The organism is Dialister pneumosintes (assembly GCF_001717505.1).
GTDB lineage: Bacteria > Bacillota > Negativicutes > Veillonellales > Dialisteraceae > Allisonella > Allisonella pneumosinta.
On the sequence record NZ_CP017037.1, the window covers coordinates 736,818 to 755,981 of the forward strand.

Annotated in this window: 17 protein-coding genes; all 17 read right to left on the reverse strand. The window is 37.6% G+C overall.

The annotated features are described in order from the left end of the window. Positions 1-33: 33 nt before the first annotated feature. The gene (locus BCB69_RS03655; protein ID WP_022513199.1) at positions 34-1,932 is read right to left on the reverse strand and encodes a type I glutamate--ammonia ligase; all 1,899 of its coding nucleotides are present in this window, start codon (positions 1,930-1,932) and stop codon (positions 34-36) included. 150 nt (positions 1,933-2,082) lie between these two features. Then, on the reverse strand, positions 2,083-2,532 hold the full coding sequence (locus BCB69_RS03660; RefSeq protein ID WP_069177027.1) for a GatB/YqeY domain-containing protein: 450 nt from the start codon (positions 2,530-2,532) through the stop codon (positions 2,083-2,085). Between the two features lie 20 nt (positions 2,533-2,552). Beyond that, on the reverse strand, positions 2,553-2,729 hold the full coding sequence (gene rpsU / locus BCB69_RS03665) for a 30S ribosomal protein S21 (RefSeq protein WP_022513201.1): 177 nt from the start codon (positions 2,727-2,729) through the stop codon (positions 2,553-2,555). 140 nt (positions 2,730-2,869) lie between these two features. Then, entirely contained in the window at positions 2,870-3,226 is a 357-nt protein-coding gene (locus BCB69_RS03670) for a histidine triad nucleotide-binding protein (RefSeq protein WP_069177028.1), read from the reverse strand. Positions 3,227-3,399: 173 nt separating this feature from the next. Beyond that, entirely contained in the window at positions 3,400-3,927 is a 528-nt protein-coding gene (locus BCB69_RS03675) for an NUDIX hydrolase (protein ID WP_022513203.1), read from the reverse strand. 1 nt (position 3,928) lies between these two features. Continuing rightward, positions 3,929-4,378, reverse strand: coding sequence for a dUTP diphosphatase (dut, locus tag BCB69_RS03680; protein ID WP_022513204.1), 450 nt, complete (start codon positions 4,376-4,378; stop codon positions 3,929-3,931). Next, complete coding sequence (locus tag BCB69_RS03685; RefSeq protein ID WP_069177029.1) at positions 4,375-6,465, reverse strand: polyribonucleotide nucleotidyltransferase; 2,091 nt, start codon at positions 6,463-6,465, stop codon at positions 4,375-4,377. The genes dut and BCB69_RS03685 overlap by 4 nt, the downstream gene beginning before the upstream one ends. A gap of 88 nt (positions 6,466-6,553) precedes the next feature. Beyond that, complete coding sequence (locus tag BCB69_RS03690) at positions 6,554-7,495, reverse strand: lactate/malate family dehydrogenase (RefSeq protein WP_022513014.1); 942 nt, start codon at positions 7,493-7,495, stop codon at positions 6,554-6,556. Positions 7,496-7,574: 79 nt separating this feature from the next. Beyond that, positions 7,575-7,844, reverse strand: coding sequence for a 30S ribosomal protein S15 (rpsO, locus tag BCB69_RS03695; protein ID WP_022513015.1), 270 nt, complete (start codon positions 7,842-7,844; stop codon positions 7,575-7,577). 207 nt (positions 7,845-8,051) lie between these two features. After that, complete coding sequence (gene rpmF, locus BCB69_RS03700) at positions 8,052-8,237, reverse strand: 50S ribosomal protein L32 (protein WP_022513016.1); 186 nt, start codon at positions 8,235-8,237, stop codon at positions 8,052-8,054. A 133-nt stretch (positions 8,238-8,370) separates the two neighbouring features. After that, positions 8,371-8,778, reverse strand: a complete 408-nt coding sequence (locus BCB69_RS03705; RefSeq protein ID WP_083990006.1) for a PadR family transcriptional regulator — start codon at positions 8,776-8,778, stop codon at positions 8,371-8,373. 117 nt (positions 8,779-8,895) lie between these two features. Continuing rightward, positions 8,896-10,773, reverse strand: coding sequence for an excinuclease ABC subunit UvrC (gene uvrC / locus BCB69_RS03710; protein WP_418235875.1), 1,878 nt, complete (start codon positions 10,771-10,773; stop codon positions 8,896-8,898). After that, positions 10,760-13,621, reverse strand: coding sequence for an excinuclease ABC subunit UvrA (gene uvrA, locus BCB69_RS03715; RefSeq protein ID WP_069177031.1), 2,862 nt, complete (start codon positions 13,619-13,621; stop codon positions 10,760-10,762). Before uvrA ends, uvrC begins: the two co-directional genes overlap by 14 nt. A gap of 61 nt (positions 13,622-13,682) precedes the next feature. Continuing rightward, a complete protein-coding gene (gene uvrB / locus BCB69_RS03720) occupies positions 13,683-15,788 on the reverse strand; it encodes an excinuclease ABC subunit UvrB (RefSeq protein WP_069177032.1) in 2,106 nt (701 codons plus the stop codon). A gap of 148 nt (positions 15,789-15,936) precedes the next feature. Further along, positions 15,937-16,257 carry a hypothetical protein gene (locus BCB69_RS03725; protein WP_069177033.1) on the reverse strand — a complete coding sequence of 107 codons (321 nt, stop codon included), beginning with the start codon at positions 16,255-16,257 and terminating at the stop codon, positions 15,937-15,939. Continuing rightward, positions 16,254-17,699, reverse strand: a complete 1,446-nt coding sequence (gene gatB / locus BCB69_RS03730) for an Asp-tRNA(Asn)/Glu-tRNA(Gln) amidotransferase subunit GatB (protein ID WP_069177034.1) — start codon at positions 17,697-17,699, stop codon at positions 16,254-16,256. Before gatB ends, BCB69_RS03725 begins: the two co-directional genes overlap by 4 nt. A gap of 2 nt (positions 17,700-17,701) precedes the next feature. After that, positions 17,702-19,153 carry an Asp-tRNA(Asn)/Glu-tRNA(Gln) amidotransferase subunit GatA gene (gene gatA, locus BCB69_RS03735; RefSeq protein WP_069177035.1) on the reverse strand — a complete coding sequence of 484 codons (1,452 nt, stop codon included), beginning with the start codon at positions 19,151-19,153 and terminating at the stop codon, positions 17,702-17,704. Positions 19,154-19,164: the final 11 nt, after the last annotated feature.

The following is a 19,164-nucleotide window of genomic DNA, read 5'->3' on the forward strand; positions in this document are numbered from 1 at the left end:
AGACCTCTCTATACAAGGTCTTTTTTGTTTAAACTAATCATCCAATATATTTAATTTATAGATTCGATAATCATTTTCTAACGCTTTTAATTTCTGTGCCATTTCTACCTGAAGTGCAGAAGCCGTGTCATAATCTTCACTCATCAATGCTTCTTTAAGTCTGGTACAAATACACTTCTGATCAATCTTATCTTTACCTAATTCAATACGAAGAGCTTTAATAGCTTTCCAGCGTTTCTTATCCAATTCATCTTCATCATCCAGATGCTTATAAGACTTTAATGTATTCTCTACTGCAAGAACAATTCTTTCTTCTAATTCTTTAGACCACCGATACATAATAGAAGAAACAAAAGAGTTTACAATTTCCTCTGTAAGTGCACCGCTCCTGGTTAATGTTTCTATCTTAGGAACATTTTCACGCATTGTTTTTACATTTTCCCAAACAGTTGCCGGTGGCTTACCGAACATAGCATCACGTTCTGCCTGTGTAAAATCTTCAAAAATATTATCTTCACAACGATAAGCTCTTCCTTCTTCAAGATAATCGGCTTTATCTTCCGGTTTCTTAGAAAGCTCTGCACAAAGTTCTTCCGGTGTCTTACCCGATGTGACTGCATATTTAATACCGTCTAATGCCGTAAGATACATACACGCTATAGCAATATAAGTATTCGTAAACGGATTGGACGCACGTAATTCAAAACGAGTTGCCTTAGGATTTTCTATATCACGAATTAACCCCATAAGAATAGTTCGATTTCTGGAAGGAATTTCAGGACTATGTCCTAAAGAAGTTACAATACAAACAGGTGCTTCAAATCCCGGTTCCAATCGATTAAACGCATCTGTAGTAGAGGAAATGAAAGGATTGGTTGCTTCATAATTTTTTAAAATGCCCATAATAAAGCCATATCCGATAGTAGATAAGAAATCTTTTCTCATATCTTCCGGTGCTAATAAATTAATCATTTTTCCATTCTTAAGGCGAGCTGCAATACCTACATGTGTATGTTCTCCATTGCCTGCTACATCTGCAAGAGGTTTTGCACGGAAAGAAACATCCAGTCCATTCTTCCTAAATACTTCACGTACAACGATACGCGCTTCTAATTCATTATCCCCTGCCTGCAAAGGATTATTACTGAATTTCCAGTCGATTTCCAACTGTTCAACAACATCAATAATATGACCGTCATCGTCAACATGAGGTTTAATACCTCCGGTTTCCTTATGTCCCATTTCTACTTGCATACCACGTGCTTCTAATGCTTCAATAGTTTGTTCCATCGCGGTACGAACATTCCCACGCATACGCTGCCAGTACTGTTCCTGTAATTTCTGTGAGCTGGAAAGACTTAAATCGGAATGTTTTTCACTAGGTGTTTTTACCCAGAATTCTAATTCTGTTCCGGTAGTAAATACAATATCTTGAATTTCATGGAAAGGTATGTTTTCCATCCCTTTTACCGGATAAGTAGTTAATAATTCTTTTAATTCACGGGATACATATTCACAAGAATTTTTCAAAATAGCACGTGAATCAACAAACTTACCATTATGAAGTAAGAATGCCGGAATTCTTACAGTGCCAACCGGACGTCCTGTCTTTTCATCAATATTATCTTCATTATAGTCAATATACCAATTAACACTGCTATCAGCTACGATATCAACACGTGCATCATTTAAAGTAGCAATATTCATTAATACAACGGAGGAACCATCTGTCTGTACTGCTTTCCCTGCAAAAAAGTCTTCATAATCTTCTTTGAAAATGCGAATTGGAATTTTTTCATCTGTATCGTTACCTGCTAAGTCAATCCCTACTAACGATACAAATTTAATTTCAGGATGTTGTGCCAAAAGAGACAACACGCCCTCTTTTCCATATTGTCCTGCAGGGATGTAATAAAGTAACTCGTCAGACATAATTTCCTCCTATACAATCAACGGGATATTCCCTAAAAATAAAGATGGCTCATCCCTAGTTGGAATGAGCCATCTTTGACAGAATTATTAACTTATGTGACAAGAATACTCTAAATTAGTATCTTTGTCAAGCTCTTTGAAAAATCAGTTCTAAGCAAGTAATTCTCGTACTATCGCACTAATTACTTTACCATCTGCTTTTCCCTTAAGCTGAGCCATAGCAGCCTTCATCATTGAACCCATATTTCTCTGTTCCGGATCCATGGCATCCACAATTTCCTGCACAACCTTCCTGATCTCTTCTTCTGAGAGTTCAGCCGGGAGGTATTTCTGTAATACAGCGATCTCAGCATTGGTTTGTTCAATCAGATCATCTCTGCTTGAATCAGCAAGTTCAGCGAGAGTTTCCTTACGCTGCTTTACTTCTTTGCGCAGAACTGCAATCACTTGGTCATCGGTTAATTCCACATGACCATTATCAATTTCCGCTTGTCTGATATGCGCCCGTGCCATACGGATTACAGTCAGAGCCAGCTTTCCTTCTGCCTTTGCTTTCATAGCAGATTTCATATCTGCTAGAAGTTGTTCCTTAATTGACAATCTAATCACCCGATTACTGATTACTTGAATTTACGTTTTCTTGCAGCTTCAGACTTGAGCTTACGTCTTACGCTAGGTTTTTCGTAATGTTCACGCTTTCTTACTTCAGAAAGAACCCCGGCCTTTTGGCAGGAACGTTTAAATCTGCGAAGAGCGCTGTCAAGAGTTTCGCCCTTTCTGACTTTAACTTCAGACATTTTATCCCTCCCTCCAATAAGACGATGGGGTGCTAATGCACACTCTTTGATTATAAATTATTGTCTCTTTTGTGTCAATTAATGAATTTATAATCAAAACAACAAAATAGGGCTGAATGGTAAGAATTTTTAGAAATTTATTATTCTTGAACAGGGAATGGAGGGCATCCCATTTCTTTCCCGCCAATAATATGCGCATGGAAATGGAATACGGTTTGACCGGATTGTTCTCCTGTGTTCATAACTAAACGAAATCCGGACTCTTCTAATCCTTCTTGTTCAGCAATCTTTTTTACAATCAAGAAAAAGTTTGAAAAATATGTAGAGGTTTCTTCTGTAAAATCTAATATATTTTTTACATGTATTTTAGGAATTAATAAAACATGTATCGGTGCACAAGGCGAAATATCACGGAAAGCAAACCAATGTTCATCTTCATATACTTTTGTACTTGGAATTTCTCCTGCTATAATTTTGCAAAATAAACAATCTTTCATTGTAACCACTCCTTTACACTCCTATTAAAATACATTATTTCATTAAAATTATAACATAGAATGATTTAGTATCCCTCATATAGACGAGTATTCCTCCCTAAATAAAATCTTCTTCTCCTAAAACTTACCATAATAAAAGTACGTAAAGAGTAACTTTACGTACTTTATAAATTTCATAAATGCTCCTTGGCTAAGGTAAAAGCAGCTAAGGTTTTAGCATCTGTAATTTGTCCTTGTTTAATCAATTTCCATATCTCTTCTAAAGGAATGGAAACTACATTGAGAAATTCGCCTTCATCCAAATGCTGTTTTGTTTTCACAAGATTTTTAGCTATATACAAATGAATTAACTCATTACAGAATCCCGGTGAAGTATAGACAGCTCCTATAGGAATTAAATCTCCAATATAACCGGTTTCTTCTTCTAACTCTCTTTTTGCACAAGCATCCGCCTCTTCACCGAAATCAACTTTTCCGGCAGGCAATTCTAATAATACTTGTTCAATAGCATACCGATATTGTTCTACAAACAATACTTGCCTATCAGCAGTAACAGGGATAATTGCACATGCATCTTGATGAAGAACCACTTCTCTTTGTGCCAACTTTCCTGCAAGCTGAACCTCATCCAAATAAACTTGAACAAGATGCCCGTTAAACACGCTTTTTCGATGAATTCGTTTTTCCTTCTCAATGCTCATATTAAACTCCTGTGCTACCGATTCCGCCCTCACGTACTCCGGTTGCACTATCATCATCTGCTTTTAGATATTTTACAAAAATTCCTTGTGCAATACGATCCCCGACATGTATTTTAAAAGCCTTATCAGTGGAGTTATATAGTGCTACCATGATATGTCCTTCATTATCAGGATTATTATAGTAATCAGAATCAATAATACCGGTACTATTAGCAAGCATTATTCCATGTTTAATCCCCATACTGGAACGAATATGAATAGCCAGATATTCATCACTGTTCATATACGCTTTAAGCCCGGTAGGTACAATAGTTACCTGCTTAGCCGGTACTTCTATATCGACAGCACTTTCAATATCATAACCTGCACTTTTAGCAGTTTTACGTTCCGGTAAACAAACATTCTTATCTTCAAAAGAGGATATTATTTCAAACCCACGTTGCTTACTCATTTTTTATTCTTCTCCACAAGCAATACTTTTCTAGAAAGATTAATACGTCCTTTATCATCAATTTCTACAACCTTAACCATAATTTCATCGCCTTCATGAACCACATCTTCCGGCTTTTCTACACGTTGCATAGCAAGTTGCGATACATGAACAAGACCTTCTTTACCAGGAAGAATTTCAACAAATGCCCCAAACTTCATCAAGCGTGTTACCTTACCAAGATAAGTTTCTCCAACGGCAACCTCACGAGTAAGGTCTTCTACAATTTTCTTCGCCTTATTAGCCGCCGCTTCGTCCGTTGATGCGATATATACACGACCGTCTTCTTCAATATCAATAGTAACACCGGTATCCGCAATAATCTTATTGATAACCTTGCCTCCGGTACCTATAACATCACGAATCTTATCTACCGGAATAGATAAGGTAATAATCTTCGGTGCATAATCAGATAAATGTGCAGAAGGTGTAGTAATACATTCTGCCATCTTCCCAAGAATAAACATACGTCCTTTTTTCGCTTGTTCTAAAGCAGATATAAGAATTTCTCTGGAAAGTCCATGAATTTTAATATCCATCTGAATAGCAGTAACACCGGTTGCTGTACCTGCCACTTTGAAATCCATATCTCCAAGAGCATCTTCCATTCCCTGAATATCGGTTAAAATGGTAAAATGCTCCCCATCTTTAACCAAGCCCATAGCAATACCTGCTACCGGTGCTTTAATGGGAACGCCTGCATTCATCAAAGATAACGTACTTCCACATACAGATGCCTGTGAAGAAGACCCGTTAGATTCCAAAATCTCAGAAACAACACGAATAGCATAAGGGAATTCTTCTACAGAAGGAATTACCGGTATAAGAGCTCTTTCTGCTAAAGCACCATGTCCAATCTCTCTACGCCCCGGTCCTCTGGATCCTCTAGCTTCCCCTACACTATATCCGGGGAAATTGTATTGATGTATGTATCTTTTTTCTTCAACTAAAGTTAAATCATCAATAATTTGAGTTTCAGACATAGGAGCTAAAGTAGTAATCGTCAACGCCTGTGTCTGTCCACGTGTGAATAGAGCAGAACCGTGTGTACGTGATAAAAGACCTACTTCACAAGTAATTGGACGAATTTCATCCAATGCTCGTCCATCCGGACGAATCTTATCCACGGAAATCATATGGCGAACAATTTCCTTCGTTAACTGATCTAAACAAGTAATAACATCTTTTTCATTTTCCGGGTAAATTTCCTTGAAATGTTCTTCTGCTGCTTTCTTTACTTCAGCCATATGTGCTTCACGAGTAAGTTTATCCGGATTGAATATAGCCTCTTTTAAACGTACTTCCGCATAATTACGAATAGCAGTTTCAATGTCTTTCGGTATTTCAGGGAATTCCATAATCAACTTAGGCTTCCCTACTTCTGCAATAATCGTTTTCTGGAAAGCAATTAATTTTTTAATAGTTTCATGACCAAACATAATAGCATCCAGAATCTTATCTTCCGGTACTTCTTCCGCTCCGCCTTCTACCATAAGAATCGCATTTTCAGAACCGGCAACGGTTACATTTAAGGTAGAATGTGTCAACTGTTCTTGTGTCGGATTAATGACATATTGACCATTTATACAACCGACACGCACACCTGCAATAGGCCCTTCCCATGGAGTATCAGAAATTGCAAGAGAAATAGATGCACCTAACATACCGCACAATTCAGGAGCATTATCATAATCTACAGATAATACAGTAGAAACTACATGTACATCATGACGACATCTTTTATCAAATAAAGGACGAATAGGACGATCAATAAGTCTTGCATTCAAAATAGCAGAATTCCCCGGACGCCCTTCTCTACGTAAAAATCCGCCCGGCATTTTCCCTACCGCATACATTTTTTCTTCATAATCAACCGTTAAAGGGAAAAAATCAGTTCCTTCCCTTGCTTCTTTACTCATGGTAGATGCTACTAATACAGCAGTGTCTCCATATTTTATTAATACAGAACCACTTGCTTGCTTTGCCATTTTACCGGTTTCTACAATTAACTTACGGCCGGCAAGCTCCATTTCAAAACTTCTGAACATTCCCTGTTCCTCCTATAATCATCAACTATTATTGTATTTCCTTATTATATAATATTTGATTTGTTTTTTACAGATATCGATATAAAACTTACGCTTTCATAAGTTGATGAGCTATTGTAATTCCATCTTTAATTTTTTTACAACTGGATGCAAAAAGTTTTTGTTCTTCTTCCGTAAGTTGAAGTTCAATAACCTTTTCAATTCCATCTTTTCCAATAACAACAGGAACTCCTGCACAAACATCACTTTCTCCATATTCACCATGCAATGGAACACTCAACACAAAAATTTTCTTTTCATCCGCAAATATGGATTTTGCAATGGAAGCGGTAACTGCGCCTATTCCATATTCTGTACAGCCTTTCCCTTTATATATTTTTCTTGCGGTATTCATAACTTGTTCTACCACATCTTCACGATTAAGAGAAATTCCCCATTGTTTTTCTATAGCATCTAAAGGTTGTCCCATAAATTGAATGTGTGACCAAGGAATCATTTGGCTATCCCCATGTTCTCCCATAACGATAGCATCAAAAGAATTGTGTTCTAACCCGGTAGCGGTAGAAAGATAGGAGGAAAGTCTGGCAGAATCAAGACTTGTTCCTGTACCAAATACTCGGCCTTTACCCAACTTACCATTTTCAACAACCAATTGTGTAATGACATCGCAAGGATTCGCCACATTGATAAAAATTCCTTTAAATCCGCTATCCTGTACTTTTTTAATACAAGATAATATTAAGCGTGCAGTAAAAATGAGTTCATCATCTCTACTAGCAGCACTCATACTTGCTTTTCCTGCCGTATTAATTAATACGCCACAATCACCTAATTCCGCATAAGTTGCTTGTTCAAAACGCACTTTCCCCGGCATATATTTTGTCGCATCATTTAAATCTTGTACTTGACTACGAACTACCTCTTCGTTAATATCACATATTTTAATAACATCTGCTGCATGCAGCAATCCGGCTGCATATGCAATATGTGAACCTACATGACCTGCACCAATAATTCCTAATACCCTCATCCCTATCTCCTCTCTACTGTTTTTTATTATTTATAACACATATAAAAAGCAGCGGAAAAAATCCGCTGCTTTATTGATATTACTTGATACGAAGTCCGAGCTTTTCACCAAGAGTTCTGTAACGGTTAATATCCTTCTTACGAAGATATTCAAGAAGGCGTCTACGTTGACCAACCAATTTTAAAAGACCACGACGAGAGTGATGATCCTTCTTGTGGGACTTCAAGTGTTCAGTAAGAAGTGCTACTCTTTCAGAAAGCATAGCAATCTGTACTTCGGGAGATCCTGTATCCCCTTCATGTACTGCATATTTAGCAATAATTTCTTTTTTCTGTTCTACTGTTAACATAATTTCCTCCTAAATAAATAAAATTGCCATATCTGGGTTAACGTTGGAGAATCGTATAACTCAGGTACGGTTCAACTCTATTGATTATACCTGTCTTCTCATTCTTTTTCAAGTTATTTTATAAAAATAACCCTTAGTTGCCATTTTATAAAAATTTTTTCACCAAAGCAAAAACACACCCTACGTAGGTGTGTTTCTCATTCATCATTATTCTGCTGCATTAGCTGCCACAACGGACTTTCCTTTGTAGAAACCGCATTCTGGACAAACTCTATGAGGCTTAATTAATGTATGACACTGTGGACATTCCACCAATCCTGGAATTGTCAATTTCCAATTAGCACGTCTCTTATCACGGCGAGACTTGGAATGTTTTCTCTTTGGACTTGGCATTTCGGCACCCCCTTATCATTCGGACGACTCCGCTATTTTCGTTTTACGATTCACAAACCGTTTTCATTGCATGATGAAAATATTCAACTTCAATATTATACGAAGTGCCGATTCTTTTGTCAACATAATATGTTTATTTACTGAATGCATCACGTACTGCAGTTATGAATTTTTCAAAACGTTCAACCCATTCTAATACTTTATCCTTCATGTACGGATAAGCTTCACGACCTGTATCCATAATTTGATAAATTCGTTTGCTTCTCTTATCCGGGCTGTCCCACTGACTCTTTACGAAACCTCGTTCTTCCATAAGACGTAACACCGGATATAGCTCATTTGGATTCGGCTTATAAATCTTTTTAGTTCTTGCGTGAATATCTTTTTCTAATTTATTACCATAGCTATCTGACTCTAAAAGAAGTTCCAATATAAAAGTTGCTGTCAACAATCTCTTCCATTGGTTTTTAGTCACTAGCTCATCAATATGCTGCTTCCAATACTCTTCTCCTACATATAGAGAATCTTTTGTATTTTGCATGTTATACCACCTTTGCGTATAAGTTCAAATGTTAAATTACATAATAATCTATGTAAATATGTGTGTTTATTATATATTTTTTATTTACTTATTACAAGGGTATATTACTATATTGATTCATATATGAGACTTTTTATCATCCTTCCTATCATTTCGTTCTGTTTCATATATAATCATCTGCTTTTTATCTTTTCTCAACCTAAAAAAATTATATATATTTTCTGCTACTTTTCTATTCATTCCTTGTACTTGTAACAGCTCATCGATGCTTGCTTTTTTCATATCATCCAAAGAACGAAAAGCTCTCCATAAAGCCTTTCTACGAACAGGCCCTATCCCTTCTATATGTTCTAAAATAGAACCGGTATTCCTCTTTCGCATCCAATTTCGATGATAAGAAATAACAAAGCGATGTGCCTCATCTCGAATATGTTGAAGGAGCTGCAATGCCGGTTCATGTACATCAAGTAAAATAGGAGTATCGCTTTCTTCTATATAAATCTCTTCCATACGTTTTGCCAATCCGATAACAGGAGCATCCACCCCACAACCACGAATAACCGGTAATGCAGCATTCATTTGCCCCAATCCACCATCTAATACAATAAGATCCGGCATAGTCCATGATTTTTCTTTCCCATAGCGACGTTGCATGACTTCTGCCATCGACTTAAAATCGTCCGGTTTTCCTTGTGTGATTTGCAACTTAAATTTTCGATATTCTCTTTTAGCAGGACGTCCGTGCTCAAATACAACCATAGAACCGGTAGTCTCTGCTCCTTGATTGTGTGATATATCAAAACACTCCATCCGTTCCGGCAATCTTGGTAAAGAAAGAAGTTTTTGTAATTTTTTCAAAGCTCCTTGCTCTCTCGCATCTTGATAAGTCCACTGTAATTTCTTATCTTTTATATACTTTTCTGCATTTTCTTGTGCCATATCTTTAATCCGTCGTTTAAATCCTCGCTCCGGCACCACAATGGATACCTGACTTCCTCGTTTTCCTGAAATCCAGTTTTCTAATAAATCCGCATCTAGCGGTAAAAAAGGAACTAATATACTTTTAGGGATTTGCAAAGAATTTCCGCCATAAAAATCTTTGATAAAAGCAGAAATAATAGTTTCATTACTTTCAGACTGACTTTCCGGAATATTAAAATTCTCTTTACCAATCATTTTCCCATAACGCACATAAAAAATCTCAATACCGGCGTGTTCACCATCACGTGCCAATCCAATAACATCAAATTCGCCTTCTTTAGCAACAATATTTTGTTTTTGCTGAATACTTTTAACAGCTACTAATTGATCACGTAATAAAGCCGCCTTTTCATAAGCCATATCTGCCGAAGCTACTAACATTTCTTTTTCTAAATCTTGTATTAAAGAAGTATTCTTACCTTCAAAAATATCACAAATTGCTTCTACATCTGCCATATATTGTTCATGAGAAACCTTATTACAACAAGGAGCTGTACAAAGCCCCAGATGATATTGAAGACAAGGCCTGTCCACTTTCATAGAGCGACATGTCCTTATAGGAAATCGACGTTCTATGAAACGAAGTGCTTTACGCAAACCTCCTACATCGGTAAAAGGACCATAATAAGTAGCCGCATCATTTCTACGTACATTGCGAGTAACAAAGATACGAGGCCATTTTTCATGAGTTATTTTTACATAAGGATATGTTTTATCATCTCGAAGGGAGATATTGTACTTAGGATGCAATTCTTTTATAAGATTGCATTCAAGAATTAATGCTTCCATTTCGGTTTTCGTCATCGTAATATCCAAATCATCCGCATGACGAAGCATGGCAGCGACCTTAGGAGACCTGTTCTTATCGACTCTTATATAAGAACGAACACGATTTCTCAGATTGACTGCTTTCCCTACATAAATGACTTTACCGTTTTTATCAATCCATCGATATACGCCGGGAGTAGTCGGTAACGTTTCTACCTTCGCACGTATTTTGTCATTTACATCCATCTCCATGACCATCTCTCTCCATAAACTGTTTTGTACGAGCAATCACCGGTTTTAAATACTGTCCTGTATAAGATGCTTTTACTTTACATACTTCTTCCGGTGAACCGCTTGCTACAATTTCACCTCCGCGATTACCGCCTTCCGGTCCCAAATCTATAATATAGTCCGCCACTTTTACTACATCCAGATTATGTTCAATAACCACAACCGTATTTCCTGCATCTACCAGTTTTTGTAAAACTAGCAATAACTTACGAATATCTTCTGAATGAAGTCCGGTAGTCGGTTCATCTAATATATACAAAGTATCACCGGTATCACGACGCATGAGCTCTGTAGCTAACTTCACACGCTGTGCTTCCCCACCTGACATAGTAGTTGCCGGTTGTCCTAAATGAATATATCCTAAACCTACTTCTTGCATGGTTTTTAATTTACGTAAAATCTTAGGATGATTTTCAAAAAAAGGAATCGCTTCATCGACAGTCATCATTAATATATCGTAAATACTTTTACCTTTATACTTGACCTCTAACGTTTCTCTGTTATACCTGGCACCATGACAAACTTCGCAAGGAACATATACATCTGACAAAAATTGCATTTCAATTTTTATAATGCCATCCCCATGGCAAGCTTCACAGCGTCCACCTTTCACATTAAAGCTAAACCGTCCCGGTTTATATCCGCGCATCTTGGCTTCGGAAGTTTGACTAAATAACTCTCGTATATCACTAAAAACTCCTACATAAGTAGCCGGATTTGAACGTGGAGTGCGTCCGATAGGCTGCTGGTCAATATTGATAATTTTATCTATATATTCATCGCCCTCAATAGCTTGACAACCGCCGTTTCCTAAAGGCAATTTACTCTTAATACGAGCAAGTCCTTTATAAAGAATATCATTAATCAAGGTACTTTTACCTGAACCTGATTCCCCCGTAATTACAGTAAATGTTCCTAAAGGAATAGTGACATCAATATTTTTCAGATTATGCTCCGTTGCACCTAACACTTTTAAAAACATACCATTTCCGCTTCTTCGATTAGCCGGCAAAGGAATATATTTGATTCCTTTTAAATATTGTCCGGTAAGAGATTTATGTCTCTCTTCTACTTCTTGAGGTGTCCCTTCCTCCATAATCTCACCGCCATGTTCACCTGCACCGGGTCCAATATCAATAACCCAGTCGGCAGCACGAATCGTATCTTCATCATGCTCAATGACAATAACGGTATTACCCAAATCACGCATACCTTGTAAAGTGGCAATAAGTTTATCATTATCACGTTGATGCAAACCGATAGACGGTTCATCCAGTATATAGAGAACCCCTACTAATCCCGATCCAATTTGTGTAGCAAGGCGAATACGTTGTGCTTCGCCACCGGAAAGAGTAGTTGCACTTCTAGCCAGAGTAAGATAATCGAGCCCTACATTCTTTAAAAAGAGCAATCGATTTTTTATCTCTTTCAAAATTTGTTCCGATATAATTTTTTCTTTTTCAGTAAACTGAACTTTTTCAAAAAATTCCAATAATTCACTGACAGACATAGTGGAGAGCTCTGCAATATTTTTATCCCCTACACGAAAAGCCAATACTTCTTCTTTTAACCTTGCACCATGACATACAGGGCATGGTTTCTCAATAAGATATTCTGCCAAACCTTCTTTCATCTTATCAGTAAAGGCTTCTTCATACCTACGCTTAACCATAGGTACCAGCCCTTCAAAAACTCGAGTATACGTATTGGTATCTCCTCGCATATTCTCATATTCAAAAGTTAAAAGTTCTCCGCCCCCATACATAAATTCCTGCTGTGCCGACTTCGTTAAATCATTAAAACAACTATCCATCGTAAGTCCATAATGATGTAAAAAAGCTCCCAGTTGCCTCATAAGCCAACTATCCGGGTTTACAGGAAAAGAAATAATAGCTCCCTGTCTAAAAGACTTATTCTTATCAGGAACGACTCTATCAAAATCCACTTCTAAAGAAGACCCTAACCCGGAACAGGAAGAGCAAGCGCCAAACGGATTATTAAACGAAAAAATACGTGGTTCCGGCTTAGGTAAAGAAATTCCACATTCCGGACATGCAAAATGTGTACTAAAAATTAAATCATGGGAGTCAATAACATGTACCAACAACATTCCCTCCCCTAAAGAAAGTGCTGTTTCTATAGAGTCTGTCAGCCTTTTATTAATTCCATCTTTAATAATAATACGATCAACCACTACTTCGATGGTATGTTTTTTATTTTTTTCCAAAATAATATCTTCCGAAAGAAGTTTAATTTCTTTGTCTACACGAACACGAACATACCCTTCTCTGCGTAATTGCTCTAATAATTTTTTATGTGTCCCTTTTTTCTCAAAAGCAACCGGTCCTAAAATCATAATTTTAGTTCGTTCATCAAGTCCGGCTACTGCATCTACAATCTGGTCAATCGTCTGTCTGGTAATCGGCTTGCCGCACTTAGGACAAAAAGCTCGACTTGCATGTGCAAAAAGCATACGAAGATAATCATGTACTTCGGTCACTGTTCCTACAGTAGAACGTGGATTATGACTCGTGGATTTTTGATCAATGGAAATGGCAGGAGATAATCCTTCTATCTTATCTACATCCGGTTTATTCATTTGTCCTAAAAATTGGCGTGCATAAGCAGATAATGATTCTACATATTTACGTTGTCCTTCTGCATAAATAGTATCAAATGCCAAAGATGATTTCCCCGAACCGGAAAGTCCACTTAATACAATCAATTTATTACGAGGAAGTGTTAAGTCAATATTTTTTAGATTATTTTGACGTGCCCCCTGTATAACAATACCTTTTTCCATACATCCTCCATAATAGATAAGAAAAGGAAAAGCAAAACCTTTGCCCTTCCTTATACCATTCTTATACTTTCTTTTTTAATTCTCTATTAATTCTATTTTTTCCACTCTTTTTTTGCTTCATCGCCATATGTGAACGAGAACCGAACCGGTCATTCCATTGCTGTTTAAGAGTTGCCAATTGATTACGCCACAAAGCTGCTTCTTCAAATTCAAGTGCTTCTGCAGCTCGTTTCATATCTTTTTCTGTATCTATTATCTGTTGATACAAAGCATCATCAGAAAGTTCTTTAGTATTATGTGTGACATCATAAGAAGAACTTCCTTCTTCTACCTTTGTTAAATCAATCAAATCTTTAACTTTCTTCTGAACGGTTTTAGGAATAATACCATGTTCTTCGTTGTATGTTTGCTGAATTTTTCTACGACGATTGGTTTCATCAATAGCATGTTTCATCGACTTAGTCATCCGATCTGCATACATAATGACATGTCCGTGAGCATTGCGTGCTGCACGACCAATGACCTGAATCATCGATGTTTCTGATCGTAAAAATCCTTCTTTATCCGCATCCAGAATAGCTATCAAAGATACTTCCGGCATATCCAAACCTTCTCTTAATAAGTTAATTCCTACTAAAACATCAAAAACTCCAGCACGTAAATCTCGAATAATTTCAGCACGTTCAATCGTTGCAATATCGGAGTGAAGATAACGAACTTTAACGCCTACTTCTTTTAAATAATCTGTCAAATCCTCCGCCATCTTTTTGGTCAGTGTCGTAATAAGCACACGTTCATCGACCTCTTCACGTTTATGAATCTCTCCCAACAAATCATCAATTTGCCCCTCAATCGGACGTACTTCAATACTTGGATCCAATAATCCCGTCGGACGAATAATTTGTTCCGCCAAGTTAGTTTGTGCCCCCAATTCATAGGCACTCGGTGTCGCCGATACATAAATAACCTGATTAATTCTTTCTGTAAACTCATCAAAAGTTAAAGGTCTATTATCTAATGCACTTGGCAAACGAAATCCATAATCTACCAACGTCGTTTTTCTAGCTCTATCTCCATTATACATGGCTCGAAGTTGAGGAACTGTAACATGTGATTCATCAATCATAAGTAGAAAGTCATCCGGAAAATAATCCAATAATGTAAAAGGCGGATCTCCGGGATTTCGTGCTGACATGTGCCTGGAATAATTTTCTATTCCCGAACAATATCCTACTTCCTGCATCATTTCCAAATCATATTCCGTTCGTTGCTTAAGTCGCTGTGCCTCCAGTAATTTATCTTCCGATTTTAACACTTGTAAACGTTCTTGTAACTCTTGCTCTATACTGCTGACCGCACGTCTTAACTTAGGACCTGTTGTTACATAGTGAGAAGCAGGAAAAATTCCGATATGATTTCGTTCTGCAACGGTTTGTCCTGTAAGAACATCAAACTCTGTCAATCGATCAATCTCATCACCAAACATTTCTATACGAACAGCCGTATTATTCGATGAAGCAGGAAATACATCAATCGTATCTCCATGAACACGAAAAGCATCACGAGTAAAATTGACATCATTACGTAAATATTGCATTTCCACCAAACGAGTCAACAGTTCATCTTGAGAAATCATATCTCCCGGACGAAGAGATAACCCCATTGCACTATAATCTTCAGGATCTCCTAACCCATATATACAAGAAACAGAAGCTACAATGATAACATCTCGACGTTCGAACAAAGACATCGTTGCCGAGTGACGAAGCCTGTCAATTTCTTCATTCATCGAAGAATCTTTTTCAATATAAGTATCCGTTGTAGGAAGATACGATTCCGGTTGGTAATAATCATAATAGCTTACAAAATAATAGACTGCATTATTCGGGAAAAAATCTTTAATCTCACTCGATGTTTGTGCTGCCAATGTTTTATTCGGTGAAATAATCAACGTCGGTCGTTGTACTTTTTCAATAATATTTGCCATTGTAAAAGTTTTCCCCGTACCAGTAGCACCCACTAAAACCTGTGCCCAATGCCCATCTTGCAAGCCATTTACCAATTGACTAATGGCTTTCGGTTGATCTCCCATCGGTTTAAATGGTGCTTTTAAAGTAAACGGAACTGGTGGCTCTCTATAATTTCTTTTTATTCTGGAATTATTCATGCATACACCTCTTTGGATTCATTATAACATCAGAGGCAACATTTGTTCCGCCCCTTTTTAATATTCATCCAAACACATTTTTGTAAAAATATCATCATAATATAGATTCTCTAATAAAAAAAGATGCTCAATATTTCGAGCATCTTTTTTATAATAATCGACGTAAAAAGTAAAGGATACTTCCTACCACCGCTATGACACCAAACCAAAGAAAAGCAAACCATGCAAATATCGCTAAAGCAATAAGAACTCCTATTACTACGATTCCATATAAAACCTTTTTCCAAAGAGGTAAATCATTGATTCGAATAACACGCACTTGTGCATGAGAATTTTCCCAAGTACCTTCCGCCTGATAATCTTCTTCTCCCTGTTCATTTAAAGTAATACCTTCATAATCTTTTACATCATGAGTAGACATCACTCTCGGTTCTTCCTCAAAGTTCGTCTTCTTTTCGTTTTCTATCATAATTCTTGCAACTTCTTCATAACCATACCACTTACTACACGTGGATTTGCTTTCCCCTTAGTAGCTTTCATAATCTGCCCCATAAAGAAGCCGACAGCCTTCTTATTACCTGCCTTAAAGTCTTCAACAGACTTCGGATTTGCTTGAATAACTTCCATAACAATGGCTTCTAATTCTGAAGTATCGCTAATCTGAATTAATCCTTTTTCTTTAACAATTTCTTCTGCCGCTTTACCGGTTTCCCACATTTCCGGGAATACCTGTTTAGCAATCTTGCCGGAAATAGTTCCCTTAGAAATCAAAGTAAGTAATGCTGCCAGTCCTTCCGGTGTAACAGGTGATTCTGTAATTTCAATACCGTTTTCAGAAAGTTTTCCGGCAAATTCTCCCATAAGCCAGTTACAAGCTTCCTTAGGTTCCGCACCTGCTTTAACCATTGCTTCAAAGTAATCCGCTCTCGCCTTATCATTAGTTAAGTAATCAGCATCATAAGAAGATAACCCGAAAGATTCCATATAACGAGCCTTGCGTGCATCCGGAAGTTCAGGGAGTGTCTGACGAATCTTTTCAATATATTCATCTGATACAGTAAACGGAACTAAATCCGGTTCCGGGAAGTAACGATAATCGTTAGCTTCTTCCTTAGAACGCATACTCTTAGTTACGCCTTCTTTTTCATCCCAAGTTCGGGTTTCCTGTTTAATAGTACCGCCGGCTTCTAAAATCTTAGCCTGACGAATCGCTTCATATTCAATCGCTTTTTCAACACCTTTAAAAGAGTTGATATTCTTAATTTCCGTCTTTGTTCCCAATTCCTTTTGTCCTACAGGACGTACGGAAATATTTGCATCACAACGCAAAGAACCTTCTTCCATACGGCAATCGGAAATACCGCAATACTGAAGAATAGCACGCATCTTTTCCATATAAGCGACTGCCTGTTTAGCAGAACGAATATCCGGTTCCGATACAATTTCCAAAAGTGGCGTACCCGTACGGTTATAGTCAACTAAAGAATAATCCGCCGTTGTAATAGAATCACCGTGGTGAACCAATTTTCCCGCATCTTCTTCCATATGAGCACGAGTGATACGAATACGGCTGACTTCTCCATCTACTTCTACATCCAAATACCCTTCCTTGCAAATCGGAAGATCAAACTGTGATGTCTGGAAATTTTTCGGCAAATCCGGATAATAGTAATTTTTTCTATCAAATTTACTAAATCTTGCAATTTCACAATTTAATGCCAAACCGGCACGAACTGCAAATTCCAATACCTTTTTATTTAAAACAGGTAATACCCCCGGAAGCCCTAAACATACGGGAGAAACATTCGTATTCGGAGGTGCTCCGAAAGAAGTTTTACTATTACAAAAAATCTTAGTAGCCGTTTGAAGTTCTGTATGCACTTCAAGACCGATGACTGCTTCATATTTCATGCTTACATTTCTCCTTTCGGCGCTGTTTTAGTAAATTCAGGATGATTCTGCTCAAATGCATAAGCGGCACGCAAAATCTTCTTTTCTCCTAAAGTCGGTCCGATAATCTGCATTCCTAAAGGAAGTCCGTCGTGGAATCCAACAGGGATGCTGATAGATGGCAAACCGGCTAAATTCACAGGAACAGTACAAATATCTTCCATATAAAGTGCTAACGGATCTGTAAATGCACCAAACCTGAATGCTGTACCGGACGCAGATGGAGCTAATAATACATCACATTGTTCATATGCTTTATCAAAAGCTTCCTTAAGCAATCTACGAACTTTCAATGCCTTCTTGTAGTATGCATCATAGTAGCCGGCAGAAAGTACATAGTTACCAAGCATAATACGTCGCTTAACTTCCATACCGAATCCCTGATTACGGGTATTAATATACATATCAACAATGTTATCGCCATCAGCACGGAATCCATAGCTTACCCCATCATAACGAGCTAAATTAGAACTTGCTTCTGCCGGCGCAATAATGTAGTAAATAGATACCCCGCTCTTAACATGAGGAATTGATACCGGAATAATTTCAGCTCCTGCTTTCTTATAAAACTCAATAGCTTTATCAATAGCAGCGCGAGTTTCCGCTTTAATACCTTCTCCGAAGAATTCTTTCGGGATACCGATTTTCATGCCTTTTACATCGTCAACTAATGCATCACGATAATCTACTTTTTCCTGTGGAATAGAGGTAGAATCTCGTTCATCATGACCTGCAATACTGTTCAACACAATAGCTGCATCAGTAACATCCTTAGTAATCGGTCCGATTTGATCTAAAGAAGAGGCAAATGCAATTAAGCCATAACGAGATACTAATCCATAAGTCGGTTTAAGTCCTACCAATCCGCAGAAAGAAGCCGGCTGACGTATAGAGCCGCCGGTATCAGAGCCAAGAGTCCATACCGCTTCCCCTGCCGCTACAGCTGCTGCACTACCGCCGGAAGAACCGCCGGGTACATAGTCTACATTCCAAGGATTCTTTGACGGACCAAAGAAAGAGTTTTCAGTAGAGCTACCCATAGCAAATTCATCCATATTAGTTTTGCCAATGGATACATAATCTTCCGCCATCAAGCGTTCAATAACGGTTGCATTATAAGGAGACACCCAGTCTTCAAGCATTTTAGATGCTGCAGTACACTTTTGTCCCTTAACACAAATATTATCTTTAATTGCCCCCGGAATACCGGCAAGCATAGAAATCTCTTCGCCTGCTGCAATCTTTGCATCCACAGCCGCTGCCTGTTTTAATGCTTCTTCATCCGTAGTAGACAAGAAAGCATGTACATCCGCTTCCACTTTATCACGATGAGCGATAAACTGTTTTGTCAATTCCACGGAAGAAATTTCTTTATTTATCAACTTTTCATGAAGTTCATGAATGGTATAACTCACAGTCTTCCCTC

What these genes read in the sequence shown, in the direction of transcription:
- rpsO (WP_022513015.1), bottom strand. Translation starts at nt 7,844, where the DNA reads ATGTTAACAGTAGAACAGAAAAAAGAAATTATTGCTAAATATGCAGTA.
- rpsU (WP_022513201.1), bottom strand. Translation starts at nt 2,729, where the DNA reads ATGTCTGAAGTTAAAGTCAGAAAGGGCGAAACTCTTGACAGCGCTCTT.
- BCB69_RS03670 (WP_069177028.1), bottom strand. Translation starts at nt 3,226, where the DNA reads ATGAAAGATTGTTTATTTTGCAAAATTATAGCAGGAGAAATTCCAAGT.
- BCB69_RS03675 (WP_022513203.1), bottom strand. Translation starts at nt 3,927, where the DNA reads ATGAGCATTGAGAAGGAAAAACGAATTCATCGAAAAAGCGTGTTTAAC.
- gatB (WP_069177034.1), bottom strand. Translation starts at nt 17,699, where the DNA reads ATGAAATATGAAGCAGTCATCGGTCTTGAAGTGCATACAGAACTTCAA.
- rpmF (WP_022513016.1), bottom strand. Translation starts at nt 8,237, where the DNA reads ATGCCAAGTCCAAAGAGAAAACATTCCAAGTCTCGCCGTGATAAGAGA.
- BCB69_RS03725 (WP_069177033.1), bottom strand. Translation starts at nt 16,257, where the DNA reads ATGATAGAAAACGAAAAGAAGACGAACTTTGAGGAAGAACCGAGAGTG.
- BCB69_RS03655 (WP_022513199.1), bottom strand. Translation starts at nt 1,932, where the DNA reads ATGTCTGACGAGTTACTTTATTACATCCCTGCAGGACAATATGGAAAA.
- BCB69_RS03685 (WP_069177029.1), bottom strand. Translation starts at nt 6,465, where the DNA reads ATGTTCAGAAGTTTTGAAATGGAGCTTGCCGGCCGTAAGTTAATTGTA.
- BCB69_RS03705 (WP_083990006.1), bottom strand. Translation starts at nt 8,778, where the DNA reads ATGCAAAATACAAAAGATTCTCTATATGTAGGAGAAGAGTATTGGAAG.
- BCB69_RS03690 (WP_022513014.1), bottom strand. Translation starts at nt 7,495, where the DNA reads ATGAGGGTATTAGGAATTATTGGTGCAGGTCATGTAGGTTCACATATT.
- dut (WP_022513204.1), bottom strand. Translation starts at nt 4,378, where the DNA reads ATGAGTAAGCAACGTGGGTTTGAAATAATATCCTCTTTTGAAGATAAG.
- uvrB (WP_069177032.1), bottom strand. Translation starts at nt 15,788, where the DNA reads ATGAATAATTCCAGAATAAAAAGAAATTATAGAGAGCCACCAGTTCCG.
- uvrC (WP_418235875.1), bottom strand. Translation starts at nt 10,773, where the DNA reads ATGGATGTAAATGACAAAATACGTGCGAAGGTAGAAACGTTACCGACT.
- uvrA (WP_069177031.1), bottom strand. Translation starts at nt 13,621, where the DNA reads ATGGAAAAAGGTATTGTTATACAGGGGGCACGTCAAAATAATCTAAAA.